Origin of the sequence: Colwellia sp. MB02u-9, from assembly GCF_014077085.1 — a bacterium.
In the GTDB taxonomy this organism is placed as follows: Bacteria; Pseudomonadota; Gammaproteobacteria; order Enterobacterales; family Alteromonadaceae; genus Cognaticolwellia.
This window is the reverse complement of record NZ_JACGVF010000091.1, coordinates 69,527-87,840: the sequence shown is the minus strand read 5'-3', so window position 1 is coordinate 87,840 and position 18,314 is coordinate 69,527. Positions and strand designations below refer to the sequence as shown.

General features: G+C 36.6%; 20 protein-coding genes. 9 read left to right on the top strand and 11 right to left on the bottom strand.

All coding sequences use genetic code 11. The features are described 5' to 3' along the window. Window positions 1-245 precede the first annotated feature (245 nt). The 5 genes from H4J65_RS07485 to H4J65_RS07465 all read right to left on the bottom strand — a co-directional run bounded on the left by H4J65_RS07485 (window position 246) and on the right by H4J65_RS07465 (window position 5,417). On the bottom strand, window positions 246-413 hold the full coding sequence (locus H4J65_RS07485; RefSeq protein ID WP_182197147.1) for a hypothetical protein: 168 nt from the start codon (window positions 411-413) through the stop codon (window positions 246-248). Between the two features lie 149 nt (window positions 414-562). Further along, window positions 563-1,609, bottom strand: coding sequence for an OmpA family protein (locus H4J65_RS07480; protein ID WP_182197144.1), 1,047 nt, complete (start codon window positions 1,607-1,609; stop codon window positions 563-565). Between the two features lie 467 nt (window positions 1,610-2,076). Next, window positions 2,077-2,409 carry a YdbL family protein gene (locus H4J65_RS07475; RefSeq protein WP_182197308.1) on the bottom strand — a complete coding sequence of 111 codons (333 nt, stop codon included), beginning with the start codon at window positions 2,407-2,409 and terminating at the stop codon, window positions 2,077-2,079. Between the two features lie 78 nt (window positions 2,410-2,487). Further along, window positions 2,488-2,670 carry a YnbE family lipoprotein gene (locus tag H4J65_RS07470; RefSeq protein WP_182135985.1) on the bottom strand — a complete coding sequence of 61 codons (183 nt, stop codon included), beginning with the start codon at window positions 2,668-2,670 and terminating at the stop codon, window positions 2,488-2,490. A gap of 2 nt (window positions 2,671-2,672) precedes the next feature. Next, on the bottom strand, window positions 2,673-5,417 hold the full coding sequence (locus H4J65_RS07465; protein ID WP_182197142.1) for a YdbH domain-containing protein: 2,745 nt from the start codon (window positions 5,415-5,417) through the stop codon (window positions 2,673-2,675). Between the two features lie 397 nt (window positions 5,418-5,814). Between H4J65_RS07465 and H4J65_RS07460 the strand changes: the two genes are divergently transcribed. Together H4J65_RS07460 and H4J65_RS07455 are read left to right on the top strand one after the other, a co-directional pair. Continuing rightward, window positions 5,815-6,492, top strand: a complete 678-nt coding sequence (locus H4J65_RS07460) for an alpha/beta hydrolase (RefSeq protein WP_182197139.1) — start codon at window positions 5,815-5,817, stop codon at window positions 6,490-6,492. A gap of 26 nt (window positions 6,493-6,518) precedes the next feature. Next, entirely contained in the window at window positions 6,519-6,689 is a 171-nt protein-coding gene (locus H4J65_RS07455) for a hypothetical protein (RefSeq protein ID WP_182135332.1), read from the top strand. Window positions 6,690-7,076: 387 nt separating this feature from the next. Here H4J65_RS07455 and H4J65_RS07450 read toward each other — a convergent pair whose 3' ends face one another. Together H4J65_RS07450 and H4J65_RS07445 are read right to left on the bottom strand one after the other, a co-directional pair. Next, the gene (locus H4J65_RS07450) at window positions 7,077-7,670 is read right to left on the bottom strand and encodes a DUF938 domain-containing protein (RefSeq protein WP_182183144.1); all 594 of its coding nucleotides are present in this window, start codon (window positions 7,668-7,670) and stop codon (window positions 7,077-7,079) included. Window positions 7,671-7,724: 54 nt separating this feature from the next. Continuing rightward, on the bottom strand, window positions 7,725-8,852 hold the full coding sequence (locus tag H4J65_RS07445) for a GNAT family N-acetyltransferase (RefSeq protein ID WP_182197136.1): 1,128 nt from the start codon (window positions 8,850-8,852) through the stop codon (window positions 7,725-7,727). Window positions 8,853-9,041: 189 nt separating this feature from the next. Between H4J65_RS07445 and H4J65_RS07440 the strand changes: the two genes are divergently transcribed. From H4J65_RS07440 to H4J65_RS07415, 6 genes are all read left to right on the top strand, one after another. Next, window positions 9,042-9,398, top strand: a complete 357-nt coding sequence (locus H4J65_RS07440; RefSeq protein ID WP_182237225.1) for a DUF2750 domain-containing protein — start codon at window positions 9,042-9,044, stop codon at window positions 9,396-9,398. A gap of 655 nt (window positions 9,399-10,053) precedes the next feature. Further along, window positions 10,054-10,656, top strand: coding sequence for a DoxX family protein (locus H4J65_RS07435; protein WP_182197134.1), 603 nt, complete (start codon window positions 10,054-10,056; stop codon window positions 10,654-10,656). Window positions 10,657-11,001: 345 nt separating this feature from the next. Continuing rightward, a complete protein-coding gene (locus H4J65_RS07430; RefSeq protein WP_182197131.1) occupies window positions 11,002-12,423 on the top strand; it encodes a COG3014 family protein in 1,422 nt (473 codons plus the stop codon). A 24-nt stretch (window positions 12,424-12,447) separates the two neighbouring features. Continuing rightward, window positions 12,448-12,924 (top strand): YcfL family protein, encoded by a 477-nt coding sequence (locus H4J65_RS07425; protein WP_259367558.1) that lies wholly within the window; start codon window positions 12,448-12,450, stop codon window positions 12,922-12,924. Between the two features lie 18 nt (window positions 12,925-12,942). Further along, window positions 12,943-13,545 (top strand): penicillin-binding protein activator LpoB, encoded by a 603-nt coding sequence (gene lpoB / locus H4J65_RS07420; protein WP_182197129.1) that lies wholly within the window; start codon window positions 12,943-12,945, stop codon window positions 13,543-13,545. A gap of 153 nt (window positions 13,546-13,698) precedes the next feature. Next, the gene (locus H4J65_RS07415) at window positions 13,699-14,166 is read left to right on the top strand and encodes a glycine zipper 2TM domain-containing protein (RefSeq protein ID WP_182197126.1); all 468 of its coding nucleotides are present in this window, start codon (window positions 13,699-13,701) and stop codon (window positions 14,164-14,166) included. A 250-nt stretch (window positions 14,167-14,416) separates the two neighbouring features. Here the strand turns inward: H4J65_RS07415 and H4J65_RS07410 are convergent, their stop codons facing one another. The 4 genes from H4J65_RS07410 to H4J65_RS07395 all read right to left on the bottom strand — a co-directional run bounded on the left by H4J65_RS07410 (window position 14,417) and on the right by H4J65_RS07395 (window position 17,054). Beyond that, entirely contained in the window at window positions 14,417-14,875 is a 459-nt protein-coding gene (locus H4J65_RS07410) for a GNAT family N-acetyltransferase (protein WP_182197124.1), read from the bottom strand. 271 nt (window positions 14,876-15,146) lie between these two features. Then, window positions 15,147-15,512, bottom strand: a complete 366-nt coding sequence (locus H4J65_RS07405) for a cupin domain-containing protein (protein WP_182197122.1) — start codon at window positions 15,510-15,512, stop codon at window positions 15,147-15,149. Between the two features lie 307 nt (window positions 15,513-15,819). Beyond that, the gene (locus tag H4J65_RS07400) at window positions 15,820-16,167 is read right to left on the bottom strand and encodes a hypothetical protein (protein WP_182197120.1); all 348 of its coding nucleotides are present in this window, start codon (window positions 16,165-16,167) and stop codon (window positions 15,820-15,822) included. 101 nt (window positions 16,168-16,268) lie between these two features. Further along, window positions 16,269-17,054, bottom strand: coding sequence for a DUF3800 domain-containing protein (locus H4J65_RS07395; RefSeq protein ID WP_182197118.1), 786 nt, complete (start codon window positions 17,052-17,054; stop codon window positions 16,269-16,271). 633 nt (window positions 17,055-17,687) lie between these two features. Between H4J65_RS07395 and H4J65_RS07390 the strand changes: the two genes are divergently transcribed. After that, window positions 17,688-17,867, top strand: coding sequence for a DUF6435 family protein (locus H4J65_RS07390; protein WP_182183172.1), 180 nt, complete (start codon window positions 17,688-17,690; stop codon window positions 17,865-17,867). Window positions 17,868-18,314: the final 447 nt, after the last annotated feature.

The window sequence follows — 18,314 nt, the reverse complement described above, 5'->3', positions numbered from 1 at the left end:
CTTAAGGTTCGATTAAAAAAGGTTCGATTAAAAAGACATAAGCTATAAAACGAAGTTAAGGTACTAATGAAGGCAATAACGATAGTGAAAATATTGGCAATATTACTCAGGTTTTTTTAGAGTATTGATGAGCTAAATTGAAAGAGCTGTAGTTGATGTTAAAAATTTTCTGATAGTTAACCAATTTACTGTTTTGAGGATTTAAATATAAACCAGATTTGGCCCAGTAAAAGCTCAAATACGCATTAATCTTTGTGTTCAACAGCAGTGTTGAGGTTGATGGGTGTTACAGCAGAAGCCGATATTATTTTTTCTTCTGCTTGTCTACGTACGGGGTAAGATGATGAATTAGCGTTAGTTTGAATATTTTTGTTAATAAAGTCTAGGGTAGACTTATGCACTTTCTTCAACATATGCTTTTGATCTTAATAAATATACAGCCAAACCATCAAAAGTAGCAAAATTATACTTATTGAAGTGACTTGGCTATAGGCTTACATGTCGTGGTTAATTTGAGAACAAAGTGATTAAAATAACTTTGTTCTCAGTCATAAGCGAAAAACTAGCCTTTAGTGACGACTTCTTTTACGCTTGTGGCAATTTTTGCAACAACACGACGATTTAACTTATGGGCAGCAATGGTATTATCTGTTGATAATAATTGAGTTTGACCATAGCCTTTAGCCGTTAATCGACTAGCGTCAATATTGAACTTGTTTACCAGGATGCTTTTTACTGATTCTGCACGTTTTTTCGACAACATTAAGTTGTAGTCGGCAGTACCTGTAATTGAACTGTGTCCTTCAATTTCAACTGATGTATTAGTATATTCTTTCATGAAATCAGCTAATCTTTGAATATCATCAACTAATGCAGGCTTAACAATAGAGCTGTTATTAGCAAAGGCAATATTAAGCTTAATTTCAACGGCATGTTCTGAATATAAAGTACAGCCCATAGAATCTACTTTCACGGTCACAGGTGTGTCAGCACAGCGATCAATGTTGTCGTTTACACCATCGTTGTCACTGTCTAAAACTTTTGTTACAACAGCGGGTACTGCTGCTACTGTAGGTTTGATGCTTACCGGTGCTTGCTTAACATCACCAAAGGCATATTTAAGGCCTAATTTTACACCTTGATCGATATAACCATAATCAACATCTTTATAAATAGCGGCTTCACTGTAAAAAGATAAACGGTCGTTAACCTCAAAGTTGTAACCGGCACCAATATTTACTGCATTGTAGCTTTTCACGTTACTAAAGCGTTTTACGCCAGCAAACATGTATAAATTGCTATCTTCTAGTTTGTATATAGCGTCAACGCCTCCGCGAGTGCCATAATCTTTATCAGTACCGTTGTTTACGTCATAGCGAGTTCTTGCAATTTCAACGCGCACATTCCAGTAGTCATTAATAATTTTTTGTAAATCGATACCGATAGATTTACCAGCCTCAATTTGGTCCCAATCCATTCTTGCTTCTTTGTTAGTACTCGACTTTATGTAATCGCCAAAGACGCCAAGCTCCCATGTTTTATCAATAGTTTCAGCAGCTAGTGGTGAGCTAATAAGGGCTGCGAGTAGAGAAATTTTAAATGCTTTCATTGGTAATTCCTTGTTTAGGTCTAAATAATCTTAATAAATTCTGTTTTGTATAACTTTTGTATAACGAAGATGATTAAAGAAAGTCATAAATTAATTTCTCAGCTAAGTTTCTAATACGTATTTTGACAATTATTTTTATAAAACGCTACATATTACCTCGTTTATTTTGATTAAGATCAACTGAGAATCTTGATATATTTTAGTTGTAAGTAATTAATTCTACTGAGAACTAGCAAAGAACTAGCAAAGAACTAGCAAAGAACTAGCGAGAGCTAATGCGTAAATGATAATTGAAAATAAAAATAGGGTGGATTTTATGTTACAGGCGGCCGCTAGCTAGATTATGTTAAAGTGACAGCGCCGAATTGAGTTGAACTGAGGTTAAGAAGAGGGGCTTATTTTACCCCTCTTTACATTGCTATTGTTTTGACTTTGTAAGCAACTTTGTAAGTGATTTTGTTACAAGGTTATTTTTTTACCCACTGCCCAGCAGCATTTTGAATAAAATGGCCGGTCTGAGTTTTATTTAAGGCTTTTTCAGCGGCTAGTGCGGTGACTTGCGCCATGGTGATGTTATTTTTACGCGCTAGGTTAAGGTAAATGCTTTTACGCTTTTCGTTAACACTCGCCACTAAGCTTTGCGCTTCAACGTTCTCTACTACTAAGCCTAAGTAACCGTTTTGCATTTCGCCAATCAAGCCTTGTTGCTTGGCGTCGTCTAGTGAAATAGCCCATGCGGAAAATGTTATGGTTACAGCTAGCAGCGCACAAGTTAATTTTTTAACTAGGTTGTTAGTCATATTATTAGATTTTTTACTCGTTAATTTATTAGTTAATTTATTAGTTAATCTATTAGATAAGTTATTCATAATTACTCCTTAAAATACGTCGCTATCGGCACTAAAAATGTCATCAAGTTGTTTATCGACTTTTACCCTGATTTCATGATCAATTTTTAAATTTAAATTAATCGTGATCGGTTCTTTGGCGCTAACTTCTATTTTATGTGTACAGCCACTGATTATAAAAATAGCTAACACTGTGGTTAGTATTTTACTCATACTTACTCCTTATTTTTTTGTAAACCTTTGATAATACGTTCTTCAAATTGTTCGGTAATTGACATTGATTCAAGCAAGCCTAATAAGTCATAGCTTAAATTCAAGTTCAGATTCACATCGTTGTCGATGTCTGGATTTCGGCCTTTAATCACGGTTTTTAATAACATATAGCCGTCATCTGCCATTGAAATATCAGAAGACAACTGATGGTAGTGCAAGTTCTGCAGGGCATCAAACGCTAACTTTAACTGGCTGTTATTCGCTTTTAGCTCAGCTACCGCCGGATTATTCATCACCTGAATAAGGCCATTAGTCACATTATGCAGTTCGCCTTTTCCCATTGTATATTTTTCGCCATCATAACTAATAGGCAACTGGCCTGATATGTTGCCGGTTACTACAATACCTTGCTTTTTGTCTAGCGCCAACACTTGCTCTAAGTCTATACTAGTTAACTGAACGTCAACTGAATGGCCATGCTCAAGTGGCCATTGAACTTTTGGAATGGCAAAGCTACCGCCTAATATATCACCTTTGACTTTTGTCGCTGATATTGTAAAGTCTTTTTCATAACTCAAAGCGGTGTTAACGGAGAGTTTAGATACCGGTGTTGGGATATCTATCAATGCAATCGTTAGGTTTTCTTTTTGATCTTTAGATACATCATGCAGCGTGGTTAACTTACCCGCTAAAAATTGTAAGTTTTGCTGCCAATTAAGCTCTTGTAGCCAAATGCCATTTACTTCACCGCTGACTGATTTCATTGCTATTGATATGGCGAGTGGTGTTTTTTCAAAATCTGTTAAATCAGTTACCTGACCTTTTACGCTGTAGCTCAATGTGCCTTCAACTAAGGCTATTTTTGTTGGTAATTCAAGATTTAGAGCAAGCAGGTCAGTTAACTGTAACGCTTCAGCCGTTAATGCGATGTTAGGTTTATCTACTGCGCCCGATATTGTTAAATTTCCTAGCGCTACATTATCGGCAGTGGCCGTAGTATTTATTTCAATGTTATTTAAATTACCGGCAATAGTGGTGTTTAGCGCTAATTTATTGACTTCAATCATTTTACCTACACGCAATTTTTCAGCCTGACTTTGCACTTTTACATTTAAGTTAATGGCACGCTTAACTTGTACAGGGTTTTGAACTTGCATAGCGGTTTGTTGTTGAATTGGGTGGTGTATTTCTACACTGCCTTGTACTTTTGTGGCTAACTGTTTAATCGAAAATAGCTTTTTATCCGCTGTTTTTTGCTTTGTTGACATGGCGATCTTGTTGCTAGTAAACGATGAGTTTTCATCAAGGTTTATGATTGTTTGCGCGTGGTTTTGGCTAATAGAGCCTTGCAGCTTAACTATAACCGGTGCATAAGTGAAATTATTAATGCTTGAGAGTAACAGTGGGCTATCAAGTTTAAAATTTAGTTTTGCCAATAATGGACTTTCTTTTACTGGGTCTTCTGTTACTGGATTATTGTTGCGACTTGGGTCAACGTTGAGATAATGCTTTAGGTTAAAGGCCATATTATCTAAGTTCAGTTGATGCACTTGCTGAGCACTTTCTGCCTTTATGGCTATGCCAGATAACGACAGCTGTTGATCGTTTAGGTTAAAAGTTAATTTGCCCTTTGGCTGAAAGGTTAATTGCTCAACGGGGTTGTCTTTTAGTAGCGTGATGAGTAAAGGCGATAGCGCGTTGTTGTTTAAGTAATCAATAAGGTGAGGCTGACTATATTGCAGCTGCAAGCGGTTGTTATGTTGAAATTCAACTTCAAGTTCAGCAGGGCTGTTAAGCGCTTTATCTTCTTTTTTTGAGGTTTTTTTTCTTAAGTTAGACGTGCTTAAATTAGCCGTGTTTAAGTTGATTTTGCTGTGCAGATTAAGCGTGCCCAAGAGTTCAAAGGGTCCACTCGCTTCAATACCTTGAGCAGCGGCAAGTGAAAAATCTTTTAATTGCCAGTCTAAGGTTAATTGTCCTGCTTGATAATTTAATAAGCTATAAAATTCACCGCTAGTGTTAAGCGAGCCTAAAGATTTTACTATTGCCGGCGCTAGCGGTAGTTTATGTGCGAATAAAAACTGTTTTAAAGGGGTTAACTGACCCGATATTTTTAAGGCCAAGGGGGCTTTTTTATGCGGGTTAGTCGATAAATCAACAGATAATAAAACGCTATGCTGAAGATCTTTTAATGAAAACCCTAGGGTATTTTCACTAACTGAAAGTTGGCCTGTATAAGGTGCTTTTTTTGTGGCATTACTGCTATTTATTGTACTGCTATTTTCCGGCGAAAAAGGTGAATAACTTAACGCTGCCACCTGAATATTAAAAGGTAACTTAAGCTGTTCAAGTTGCGTTAAATAAGTATTTAGCTGTTCTGTTAACCTTTCTGGGTTATTTTTTTTCGGGCTACTTTTGAATAGAGTAAGCAAGTCTGCTGTGCCTTTGACCGTTATTGAAGCAATATCGATGCGTTGAATTTTTTGCTCAGCAGCTAATGAAAAGGTGATTGCCATATTTTCAATATTGATATCTGCTTGCGGTGTTTGCAGGCATAAGTGACTTATCGCCAGTTCTAAATCTGTGGTGAAGTGAAAGTCTAGACAGGTTATTTTTACGTCATATAACGCCAATTCATCATTACTAAAGTTTTTTACAATAGCAACGCGAGCAAAATAGACCAAAAAGAGGGTAGTTATAATGACGCTTAGTACAATAGCAATTAAGCTTTTTTTGGGGACTATCATTTGTGGATATTTATTCCTTCGTCCATGGGCTTTCTGGCTTTGTTTAATCCGTTTTGTACCACTACTTTATGGCTGTTGAGTCATAGGATCAATCAAAATCATGGATTTAAATACCTAGCTACAAAAGAGCTCACGAAAAAATTATGATTTTCTCACTCATGAGAATATTTTAATTATACCAATTTCACTAATTAGGTGGTCTACTTTATACGCAGGGAAAATGGCCAAATATAAGGCATTTATTTTAATAACTAGTTGTTCTAATTATTAAATAAATAACGCAGTAGTTGGTTATTTTAACCAGTAAAAATGATCAGATAATTAGTGAGATTGGTATTACGCTATAGAAGCGTTATGATATTGGCATTTTTCACGTAAAGACTATAAAGAGAGACGCATGTCAGCTGTTCCATTAGAACGTATTACCATAGAACCTACTTCACCCGCCACAGCCTGTGTTATCTGGTTACATGGCTTAGGAGACTCAGGTGCAGGATTTTCGCCTATTGTGCCAGAACTAGGTTTGCCTAAAAATCACGCGGTACGCTTTGTGTTTCCACATGCGCCAGAGCAAGCCGTGACTATTAACCAAGGCCATGTCATGCGTTCATGGTATGACATAAAAAGTATGGATTTACATAACCGTGCTGATATGGACGGTGTGCTTAAATCTGAAGTCAAAATTCGAGCATTAATTGCCGAGCAAGTTACAGCGGGTATACCGGCAAAGAATATTATTTTAGCGGGCTTTAGCCAAGGCGGCGTGATGAGCATGTTTACCGGTTTGCGTTACCCTGAAAAGCTTGCAGGTATTATGGCGTTATCATGTTATTTACCTAACGCTGATGCATTACCCGAGCAATTAAGTGCGGCGAATAGCGATACAGCAATTTTGCAACAACACGGTGATAATGACGATGTTGTGCCTTTAAGTGCAGGTAAAATGGCTAATGCCTTACTTAATGCAAAAAACTACCCAGTAAAATGGCAAACTTATCCGATGGCGCATAGTGTTCATCCAACACAAATCCGTGATATTGCCACATGGTTAGTGGCACGTTTAAATCTAGCGTAAAGCTAAGTCATCGAAGGGGAGATAAAATGCCAGAAGTTAAGGTTAAACTTGTTTTTGAGAAAGAAAACAAAAATAGTATCCGTTTTAAAGAAGTAGCTGAGCCAGGTAAGGCTGAAGCTATGGGCAGTATCTATTTACAAAAGTGGCTTGTGGGTGATGCTAAATCAATTGAAATTTCGGTGAAAGTTCCAGACTAGTGATTTTGAATTAATTTGTTTTCAGCTGACTATTGCTAAGTTATTTCGACGAGACACCAAGCTTTGTAGTTAAAAGATAGCATTTATGAAAAATGATGAAGACTTAGAGCATCCTGCGTAGTGGTCAAGTAAAACTGACCACTAATTTATATTCTAGTCAGTATCTTTTCTCTGACTCATTTTGTATTCCTCTACTGTTTTGAGCTCAAAACCCATAGGTAAAAGTCTTTGCAGCTCAAGCGCTGTAGTTTTTATTGCGCTTAGCCTATCCATGGTCAGTTTGTCCATAACTAGCTCAACGTAGTGTATTTTTAACCATAACGGGTTTAACAACAATATTTTTAACAATCATGGTTTTAATACTAATCCCCTTAGCAGATAAATGAATTAACCCAGCTTTTGAAAGACTAATAAGCGATTGTTTGCTGGCATAGCATGATCATTTTCTAGCGATAAACCCACACTATCCGCTAAGGCCATTATCGCCTCAATATCGCGAATAGCACTTTGGCTATCACGCTCTTTGAGCCAGATATCAAAACCGGCATTACTCTCGCTTGTGTACTGGCCTTGATAATTAAATGGCCCATAAACACAACATTTACCCTGTTGATTTAAATGTTGTGATACACCACTAAAAAATGCTTGCACTAATGGCCAGCTAATAATGTGCAAGGTATTTGCTGTGTATATGGCGTCAATTTTTTCAATTGGCCAAGGATGGTTGAGATCAAGTTCAATTGGGTGAAGTAAGTTACCTGCAGGATATTCTCTTAACCATTGGCTAATACCTTGATGATTTAACAATATATCGCTGGTCTGCCAACTTAACCATGGCATGTTGGGTGCAAAAAACACCGCATGTTGGCCAGAGCCTGAACCGACCTCTAACACAGTTTTACTGGCACTAAAGCTATCAGCTAGCGCAGCTAAAATGGCGACTTTATTGTTCTCACAGGCTTGGGAGAAGGGTTTGTTCATGGTTGTTTACTCAATTTTTCACTCAGTTTTTTATTCATATGATTATTAGCGTGACTAACCGTTTTCATTGTTTAACTTATAAGGTAGTAGTGTTTGGCACTGCGCTTGATAAGTACGCATTTGTTGTTGTTCTTGCAAACAAAAGGCTTTGATAGCAGGTTTGAAGCCTGCATGTTTGATCCAATGATATGACGTGGTTAGCTTAGGTTCAAAGCCTCGGGCTATTTTATGTTCACCTTGGGTGCCTGGGTGAAATAAGCTCAGTTTATTTTCAATACAAAACTCTATGCCTTGGTAGTAACACAATTCAAAATGTAAATTGTTATAACTCTTCGTGCAACCCCAATAGCGACCATATAAATGCTTGTCGTCAAAAAAGAACCAAGCACAAGCGATGTCTTCGCCATTACAGTTAGCGATGATCAGCAAGATATGCTCAGGTAACTTTTCTACTATTGACTTAAAAAAATTAAACGATAAATGTGGTGTATGTCCACGTTTTAAATAAGTTAGCTGATAAGTTAAATAGAAAAACTCAAGTTCTTTTTCACTAATATCTTTACCGGTAACGCGTCTAATCTCAATGTTTTGTTGCGCCATTGAAAGACGCTCTTTGCGAGTGTTTTTTCTTTTTCTGGCGGTGAAGCGTGAGAGGAAATCGTCAAAGTCACGGTAGTTATAGTTTAGCCAATGAAATTGCACTGTGTTACGTTGGTAAACATCATCAGACTTTTGCTGTGTTGGTAAGCAATATAATAAGTGCCAGCTATTTAAGTTTTTATGTTGGCAATGGTGTGTTAATACCTCGAAAACATCAGCAAGGCCAACATGGTTGGATAATAATTTATGGCTAGTTACCGGTGTAAAAGGCGTAGTAGCGACTAATTTAGGGTAGTAGGGCATATTATGCTTTTCATAGGCTTCGGCCCATGCCCAATCAAAAACATATTCTCCCCATGAATGAGATTTAACGTACATGGGCAGAATAGCGTTAATTTCATTTTTATCGTTATCACGCAATTGTAAGTGATGAGGTTGCCAACCTTGAGCACCACTAACCGAGCCACTCGTTTCTAAACACTGGAGAAATTGATAATTTGAAAACACCGATGGCTGTCGATTTAGCCGTTGCCAGTCTTGTTCAGCTATAGCTGAAATATTATTTACGATTTCAATTTTCAATGATTATTCTGTTACTTAAGTTACTCATCTCTGCAGCTTAACAGATGGTTAATTTAATAGGTATAAAGCTTTTTAAGTAACGAATGTGTGGCAATTCCTGAGCAATATTTACCTGTAACAACAAATTCATATCTTTAGATTTAATTCACTTGGTATAATGTTAAAAACGTAATTAGGGTAATGAAACCAATGAGCATTGAAAAAACACTGAAGTCATTTTTAAATCAAGTTAAAGAAACACAAATAATTTGGGCGTTACAAGATAAAAACAGCGAAGATTGGGTGGTACTTGATTCAATTAACTTTGAAAACACTGAAGTTATGCCACTTTGGTCAACACAAGCACTGGCCAAAAGTCATTGTATTGAAGAGTGGGCTGATTATATACCTGCGGCTATTACGTTAGCTGATTGGATGGAATTTTGGATTGAAGACTTACTCGAAGATGGCGTTATTATCGGTATCAATTGGCAAGAAAATGATGAATGTTTGGAGTTAGAACTGCCTGAGTTTACTCAAGCACTGGCAGCAGTTGAAACGTTATAACTAGCCAAGCCAAACGGTTACCATGTTAACCTTATAGCGCCTACTATCGCGTTAGTGAACACACATATTGCCAGACCAATGCAGCTTATGCTTGCAATATGTTGTGTTCATAGCTCCCTCCAGGCAAATATCTAGCGGTTATTATTGCCCGTTATTTTTTTTAAGCTCCAAATCCTCCTAAAGTCACAACCTGTCTTCTCGACGAAATAATAAAAATTACTATTTTATTTAATGAATTTATTAATCTCACAGACTTAAGTGTCATTTTTTCGTTTTTAAGGCACTAGCTAAAATTACCTAGACATAAAGTCACAGACTATTTTTTATATTAACTTCAGTTTGTTACATTAAGTTACTAAGGGTTTATATAGCTATTTAAATCCTTAGTAAAGCCTTGGCGGTATGTTGAATCGATAAACTTCATTTATATTTCAAAAAAATAATTAGCTATATTTTAATCCTATCGTCACTAAAAATAATGAAATAGCTTTACAACTTATCGGGTCAAATTATGCAGTTACCAATTATGCATTTCCTGTGATGTCGAATTAAAGCTGTAGAACCAATTAATTATTTTGGCAATGTATGGGTAATGTAAAGTATGGGCAATGTAAAATAAAATTAAACATTACGCTTAAAAAAATAGGAATAAAGCATGATTAAAGCAATATTGGAAAAAAGTTATGACATATTAAATTCAACAAAAAAATTGGATTTTCTTGCGCCATTATTATTGCGTTTGTATTTGGTGCCTATTTTTTGGATGGCGGGTACCACTAAAATAGAGGGTTTTGATAATATTGTGCAATGGTTTGGTAATGACGATTGGGGCTTAGGTTTACCCTTTCCTTATATTATGGCCATTTTAGCCGTAGGTGCTGAAGTTATTGGTGCTATTGCCTTATTACTTGGCTTAGGCGTGCGCCTAATGGCTGTGCCTTTGATGTTTACTATGTTTATAGCGATGACATCTGTGCACGGACAATATGGCTGGCAAGCGATTGCAGATGCTAATGCACCATTTGCTAACGAGCGAGTAGAGGCAAGCGTTGAGAAAAAAGAAATGATTGTTGCTATTTTGCAAGAACACGGTAACTACGAGTGGCTTACCAGCAGCGGTAATATTAGTATTTTAAATAATGGCATTGAGTTCGCAGCGACTTATTTCATTATGCTATTGGCACTGTTTTTTATCGGTGGCGGGCGCTATGTCAGCCTTGATTACTGGTTTAAACGAAAAGTATTACCAAACGCATAAATATCTTACAAAGGTAACAATATAAAAATACAACAATAATCGGAGAACATAATGAACAAGATACCAAAACTAAATTTTAAGATACAGCCGTTGCACTAGCTGTTGCAGGTCTACAATAATGCGTTACTTAGGATGCAGTTTTTTTAGAGTGTTGATATAAATTGCTTACCTCTTTTTACACTTTAACAACAAAGTAAGTATTGCTACCTCTCTCAAATAAGACTACTTTTACTTGCAACTAAAGTAGTTAATAACCTTCATAAACTCGTTCATATATAATGAGATAAATATATAGTGAGACAAATACCGGTAGTAAGTAAATGTTATGGAAATAAATTAACTCTTATGATCAATTTCCTCCCTAAGCGCATGGTTGTCAGCATTATTATCACAACTTTATCTGGTTGTGCATCATTTGAGCTCACTGATCTTTTTCAAGGCTATAACAGCCAAATGAAACCCGTGAAAGCGGCCCAACGCCAAGGTGAATTTGTTAAAGCGCAAAACCTACTAGGTGAACGTGCTCAAAGTAATAACAGTTACGTTTTAAATTTACTTGAAAGAGGGCGCTTAGAATTTTTAGCCGCCGATTGGCAAGCTAGCCAAAAAAGTTTTGCTCAAGCCTATGTTGAGATTGAAGAACAAGGCAACAAGGCAAAAATTCAAATCAGTAAAGGTTTTGAAAATTTAAGCGCAGTTGTCAGTAACGACAATGCGACCTCTTATCAAGTGCCTTATTATGAACAAAGTATGTTGCATAGTTATCAGGCGCTAAATTACTTATTTCAACATGATTTAGTTGGCGCATTAGTTGAAGTACGTCGCGCAAATTTAGTGCAAGAGAAGGCACTTAAAGCTTATAAAAACGAAATCTATCAAGCGCAAAAGGAGCTTAACAACTCAGGCATGACCACAGATAGCCTATATAGTGGTTATCCAAGTATGGCAAGTGCGATTGGTCAAGTGAAAAATGGTTTTCAAAATGCCTTTACCTTTTATCTTTCTGGCATCTTGTATGAAGCCAGTGGCGAGCTAAATGACGCTTACATAGATTATAAGCGTGCAATAGAAATATCCCCAGAGAACCATTATTTGCAACAAGATGTTTTACGCTTAGCCGCTAAGTTAGGTATGCAAGACGACTTAGCTAGCTTGCAACAACGCTTTGGAAAATATCAAGCACAAACGTCAAAAGAGCAAGGGCAAGTCGTTGTGTTTATTGAGCAAGACATTGTTAATAGTAAGCAAGATATTGGCTTAAATCTGCCAATAGGTCGAAGCAACAGCGGCTTAAAGTTTTTCAGTTTTTCTTTACCTGTGTATGAAGGGGCTTTACCAAAGCACAGTAAACTTACCTTTAAAAACCAAGACCAAAGCTATTTGTCGAATGAAATTGTGCGTATTCAATCGTTAGCCGCGAAAGACTTACAAGATCAATTACCCGCACTGCTGACTCGACAAGTCGTTCGCGTTGTCGCGAAAGAACAAATGCGACAAAAATTGAGTCGAGAGGCCGGCGATGTCGGTAATATTTTAGCCAGTATTTACAATATAGCCTCAGAAAGAGCCGATACTCGAAGTTGGTCAACCTTGCCCGATCAAGTGGATATTGTGCGGATGAATTTACCCGCTGGTAAGCAAGTATTACAAGTGCAGCTAAACGGACAACAAAAAAACATTGAAGTTGACGTGCAGCCAAATAGAATCACCTTAATTAATTTTTCTGCTATCGGTAGCTATACTGGTTATCAAGCGATAAATTTATAAATAACTAATGCATTAGGAGGGAGTATGTTCAATAGCAAAAATATGGCTAACATGGGCCAAAATATCACCGGCTGTTTAGCAGTGATATTAGTGAGCGTTTTTATTACCGCTGGCTGTGCGAATAATAAGCCTCCTGTGACCTCTGGCACAGGCACCAGTGCCATGACCCAAGGTGATGACTTTAGTAAACACCTTGAAGTACAAAACGCTGATTTAGCGAAAAAACTCGTGATTAGCGACGTTAAATCGCGCAAAAATAATGGCTTATTACAAGTCAACTTAACCTTGACTAGCCGTTATGAAAAATCACAAAAATTACAATATCATTTCAATTGGTTTGACGAAGCAGGCTTTGTTATTGAAGCCGGAAAAACACCCTGGATACCATTGGAATTACATGGTAAACAATCCACCACTTTACCCGGATTAGCGCCGAATATTAATGTCAGTACATTTAATGTTTATGTTCGTGCAATCCCTGAAAAAGCATATAAATATTAATCGTTAAGGAATAGCATTATGAATAAATTAGCACTGGTAACAACACTCGGCTTAACCCTAGTATTCGCCGCGGGTTGTGCTAATAAAGCCGTGGTTCGGTATGGCGATGCCACCGCGGTAGAAACTACCGATATTAACTTTGGTTCAACGGACTTACAAAAGGTTGCTGCCCAAATGACCGACTCGTTATTATTGTCACCAGTAGTGGGCACATTAACGCAAAATACCCGTCCAGTAATGTTTGTTGAACGCTTAAAAAATAAAACCAGTGAGCATATTGATACCGAGTCAATCACCGACTCTATTGCTACTAAGCTTTTACGCTCTGGCAAGTTCCGTTTTGTAGATATGGGTCGAGTAGAAGCGGCACGTGAGCAATTAAACTTTCAACATGACGGTGGCATGGTTGACCCAAACACAGCATCACAGTTTGGCCGTCAAATTGGCGCGCAATATATGTTATACGGTAACTTATCGAGTATCGTTAAAAGCAACCAAGATAAGTCTGATGTTTACTATAAATTCACTTTACGTTTAATGGATCTTGAAAGTGGCTTAGTTGAATGGGCCGATGAAACTGAAATTCGTAAAACGAAAGCTAAAGAATCAGTGGGTTGGTAAGCGCTAAAGTGAGATGGTTTTAGAGACCTTGAGCGTGCTGCTTAAAAAATAGATAGTGTGGTAAAAAGCAGCACGATTATAGACGTTATACTTCAAGTGCTATTTATTACACACTATTTAATACCCTCTATTTAATAAATAAAGGAGAGCAAAATGAAAACAATTACTCTAGCGTTAATTTTCTGGTCGGCATTCATCCCTTTCGCTAATGCTGATTATGAGCGTAATAAAGCTGTGCCAGTTGAAAAAGTTTTATTTGGTCAGGTATTATCGGTACGAAATATTACCGAACAGGAGTTGATTCAAGATAAAAACCAAGGCTGGAAAACCTTTGGTGGTGCGTTAATTGGTGGCGCAATAGGCAATCAATTTGGTAGCGGTAGTGGCCGCGGCGTAGCAACCATATTAGGCGCTATTATTGGTGGTTCAATCAGCCATGATAGAAACCCTAAATATCAAGAAAAAACCCTACTGTTAGTCGAGCTAATGATCAAGATTAATAACGGTGATGAATACATGGTGATACAAGACCTAGACCATCGTATGCTATTTCAGCCAAAAGACCCGGTTCGCATGATTTATCTCGCCAATGGCACAGTACGTATTGATAAACAAATGTAAGCTGGCTGGTTAAGCGGGTACAAAAGCTCTAAAATCAAGACCTAGATGTAATGATAAGCCTCGGTTTATTAGTGCGAATGTGAGGTAAATACTCGCGGCTTTACAACTATTGAAAAATAATAAAATAAATTATTATATATCAAAAAGTTAAGTGGTGGTAGGTAGTTAACTTAATCTTACGGGCTAAAATATTTAGCGCAGAGAAAACACCAACGGTATTTTTCCATTTGAAGGGTTTGTAGTTCACCATTCATGACTCGAGTAGCATGGAGTAATAAACTATACCGTCTTTATTTTTTTGAGCGCCATTTAAACGGAAACCAAAACGCTGATAAACTGGAATTGCCATAGTCGAAGACTTTACCCAGTAGTTACCATTGCCGCCTTGGGCTAAACAGACTTTATCGGCCGCTGACCATAATTGGCTAGCAATGTTTAACTTTCTAGCTGCAGGGTCGACAAAAAGCTGGCTTAACTTCTCTCTTCTATAAATTGCAATTATTCCAACCATCTTGTGTCCTTTGATAAAACACAGCATCAAATATTCATCGTTCATAATACGATTTTTTATCGCCGATAATTCGAGTGTTGCTTTAAAATATTTAACACCTGCTTTATTAAAGTCGGCGTTACTTTCTGGCTTTACTGCCCGTAAAATTAGCGACTGAATTGTTTCAGTGTCACTGATTTTAGCTTCACGTATAGTCATTATCATCCTTTTTAATAGCTTTTTTGTACATACGTTGTATTTTATTGAAAACGCCAAAACTGAATTTCGGCTTATTAAATTTCTCTAATATGATGTTAACGCGATAGTTTCAGTGGTATAAAAACTAGTACCTAGTAAAGTCCATGAGAGAAAAAAATAAATAGCTCGGTGAGAATACTGATTTTTATCCATAAAAATACCCATATCACAATAAGAGGCTAAAATTAGTGAGGAATGAGCAGTAACCAGTAGCATTAATTTTAGCTGCGCTTCAAACCCAGAGATCATTTTTAGCCGTAAGGTCACCACCCGTATCGCCGGTATTAACAACACCCTTGGGTTCCACAATCATAATTTTACACTCGCTGCTAGCAGAGGGTTTATGCTCTACACCTTTTGGAATGACAAACATTTCACCAGACTCTAGTGAAACTATACCATCACGAAATTCAATAGTAAGGCAGCCATCAATAACAATAAACACTTCGTCAGTTTCCGTGTGATCGTGCCAAACAAATTCACCTGCTACTTTAACTAATTTAAATTGGTATTCATTCATTTCAGCAATGACACGAGGTGACCAATGCTCAGAGAATTTTGTGAATTTTTCGTTGAAATTAATAGGTGAAAATTTCATATTGACTCCATGGTTGCTCTTGCAGCTAACCATATATTATGTTGTAAACGTTTGACTAACTTTTATTTATTTATTTGAATGGTTAACAACTGACCTGAAATTTATTTTATGCTACATCTTTCGTTTTTATATTTAATTTTTACCCGTACCACATTATTTCGACCTTATTAGAGCTGTCTCTTTGCATAAAGTAAACACTGCTAATATACACTTATGCCATATTTGAGACATTAGCTTTTAAAGACACTTAACACTTTGGATTAGGTTTTGTATCGGTAACGCCGCAACATTTTTTTGTTAAGTAATTTCAGTGCCCTGAACCTTCTGTAGTGATGCTGACGTATATATATCCATCATTTGGTGACTCTGCATTCCCTACAATTGTTGTTGCTCGCCACTGTGTAATCAGGAATATAAATACAGCCAAAGGCTTAAGGGATGGTAGCGGATTAATGTTTTTCTTAATCCATTCTCTCTGGTCGATATCAGGTTCTTGACCCGTGTATTGCTCATACTGGCTTACAGCGTGAACAAGCTCTCTATTTTCCTCAATGTTTAACTCAAACAAAATATTTCCGTGCTTGAGAAATAAACTTTTATAATCGGCATTAGCTACTTTGATGTCAGAGTGCTTTATTATCAGTGGATCGACCATATTATTTACTTAACGCCCAATTAATGTGCAATAAAGTAGTTGGCTAAAATTAGCGACAAAGGAGCAAAAGCCAACTGTTTTTTGTCCCTGTTGAATGGCTATTAAGTGCACACTACACCAAACTCTTCTCGACTAATATCACCTATTGTAAAGTTAGGTTCAATATTTCTTGTACCCGGTATAGCACGCGTTTCAGGTGGGAAGTGCCAAATATTAAAGTGGTCGTTTGGATAAGTATCATATTGCAACTTATCCCACCCTAGAATTTTCGCCATCCTAGCAATTGTAATTTGCTTGGCTGTTTGAATTTTAGCGTTTTCATCAAAGAATAAATGATAACCACTATTGATAGCACCAGTTATCACATCGACTGCCTGTAAGCCCCAATGCAATTTTGAGTTTTCCATTGATACATGCTCGATTGTCGATGAAGTTGGAAGCTTAGCTAACATATGATTAGTTATAATTTGCATCACCTCATCTTGTTTACTGTATGAAGTACTTTTTTGATCTATGTAAACTTTAAATTTTGAATTTAATCCTTGGCTACTTTGACGTAGCAAGAAATCGTATGTTGTGAAAAAAGCGGCTTCTTCGTTAGAGTGCCATTTTCTATAAGGTTCTTTTGATACAGCAATAGAATGAAATGTGCATGGACTCTGAAGTAAAAGTTTTAGAATAGAAGTGCAGAGATTAACTTGCCCTGAGCTTTTTCGAATTTTTTCCCATTTGATTTCGCCTTGGAGACCACTAGCATTATATATTTGTTCAATGGTTTGATTAAATACCGGCAAAAAATCTTCAGGTATGTTGAGAATGCCAATTGTATAGCAAGGGCAACCTTTATGTGTTCCACTTTCATCGGCAAATGATGCGATAAACGTCATAACTACTCCATGTTTGACTGTGCATTTAACGCCTCGTTAAGAGGTAAATAATATGTTGGCTAAAATAAGCGACGTAGGAGCAAAAGCCAACTGTTATTTGTCCTGCTTTAACGACTTATAGTTTCGCTTTCATCTTCCAGAGGATAACGGGAAAAAAATATCATTTCTGCAATGACAAACCCGATAATGATAAAAGGAGTTGCGATCATATATATATACCATAGCTCGGCACCCTGTACCTTTACAAAATATTTCGGAATAAGTGATAACAATTAATGCCCCACTAGTTAGGAATATTACACAAATGCAGAATATACCAAAAGAATGAATAACCTTACTTACTTTGAATCGTTTTTTATAAACATATATCAGCTGAATGAACTGATGTCATTTTCCAATAAGGGCTCATAGCTTGCTCTTTAGAATAAGTCGCTATTTTTGAATATATTTTTAGAGCGCTTGCAATGGTCTTTAGTTTTATCGATTTCCCTCATGAAAAAGTAGATCACTTACTTAATCAAATGGGTATAAAAATAATTTTTGATATGTTTTATTAAAAAAGTGTAATTAATAAAAACTTAAATGGGTTTTCAACCGTATAATAAATAACACCTCATTAAATAATAAGTTTTTATGTTTTCAATATTTAAGTCAGACCCATTAAAAAAATTAAACAAACGTTATGAAGCTAAACTTGAAGAAGCCATGCATTTACAGAGAAAAGGTGATATCAAAGGCTACTCAATGGTTACTGCTGAAGCTGAAAAAATAGCGGTTGAAATAAAAGCGTTAGAAAGTGCGGCAAAATCCTAACCAGACGCCAATGAAATGATCCACTTTTTCTATGAGGAAAAATAGATAAATACCAGACATAAAATTTTGTCAGTCGTTATGCTACTTATAAACTCTATCCTGTTGGTGGCATTGTCAATTTGAAAGAAACACTTTAATTGACATAGGTAACGATTAATTGACTGATTACCGGCTTATTTACGGTTGTTTATTGCATGATGGTTATAAGGTTTTTTTTTACTGTAAAGGTATTATTTGTGTCAACAACGGTTCTTCTCTTCTTTTTTCATGAAAAACCTTTGTTGCTCGTGAGTCCTAATTTGTATTCATTACACCACCTAGCATTAGATGATGTAAACGAAGCTACAATTTGCCTATTTTTACCCGCTAAAATACAGAAAATGGCGATTTGCTAGCTACTTAAATACCTCATTAATAAAGCTGATTTTCAGTGTTGTTAAAGCTAAA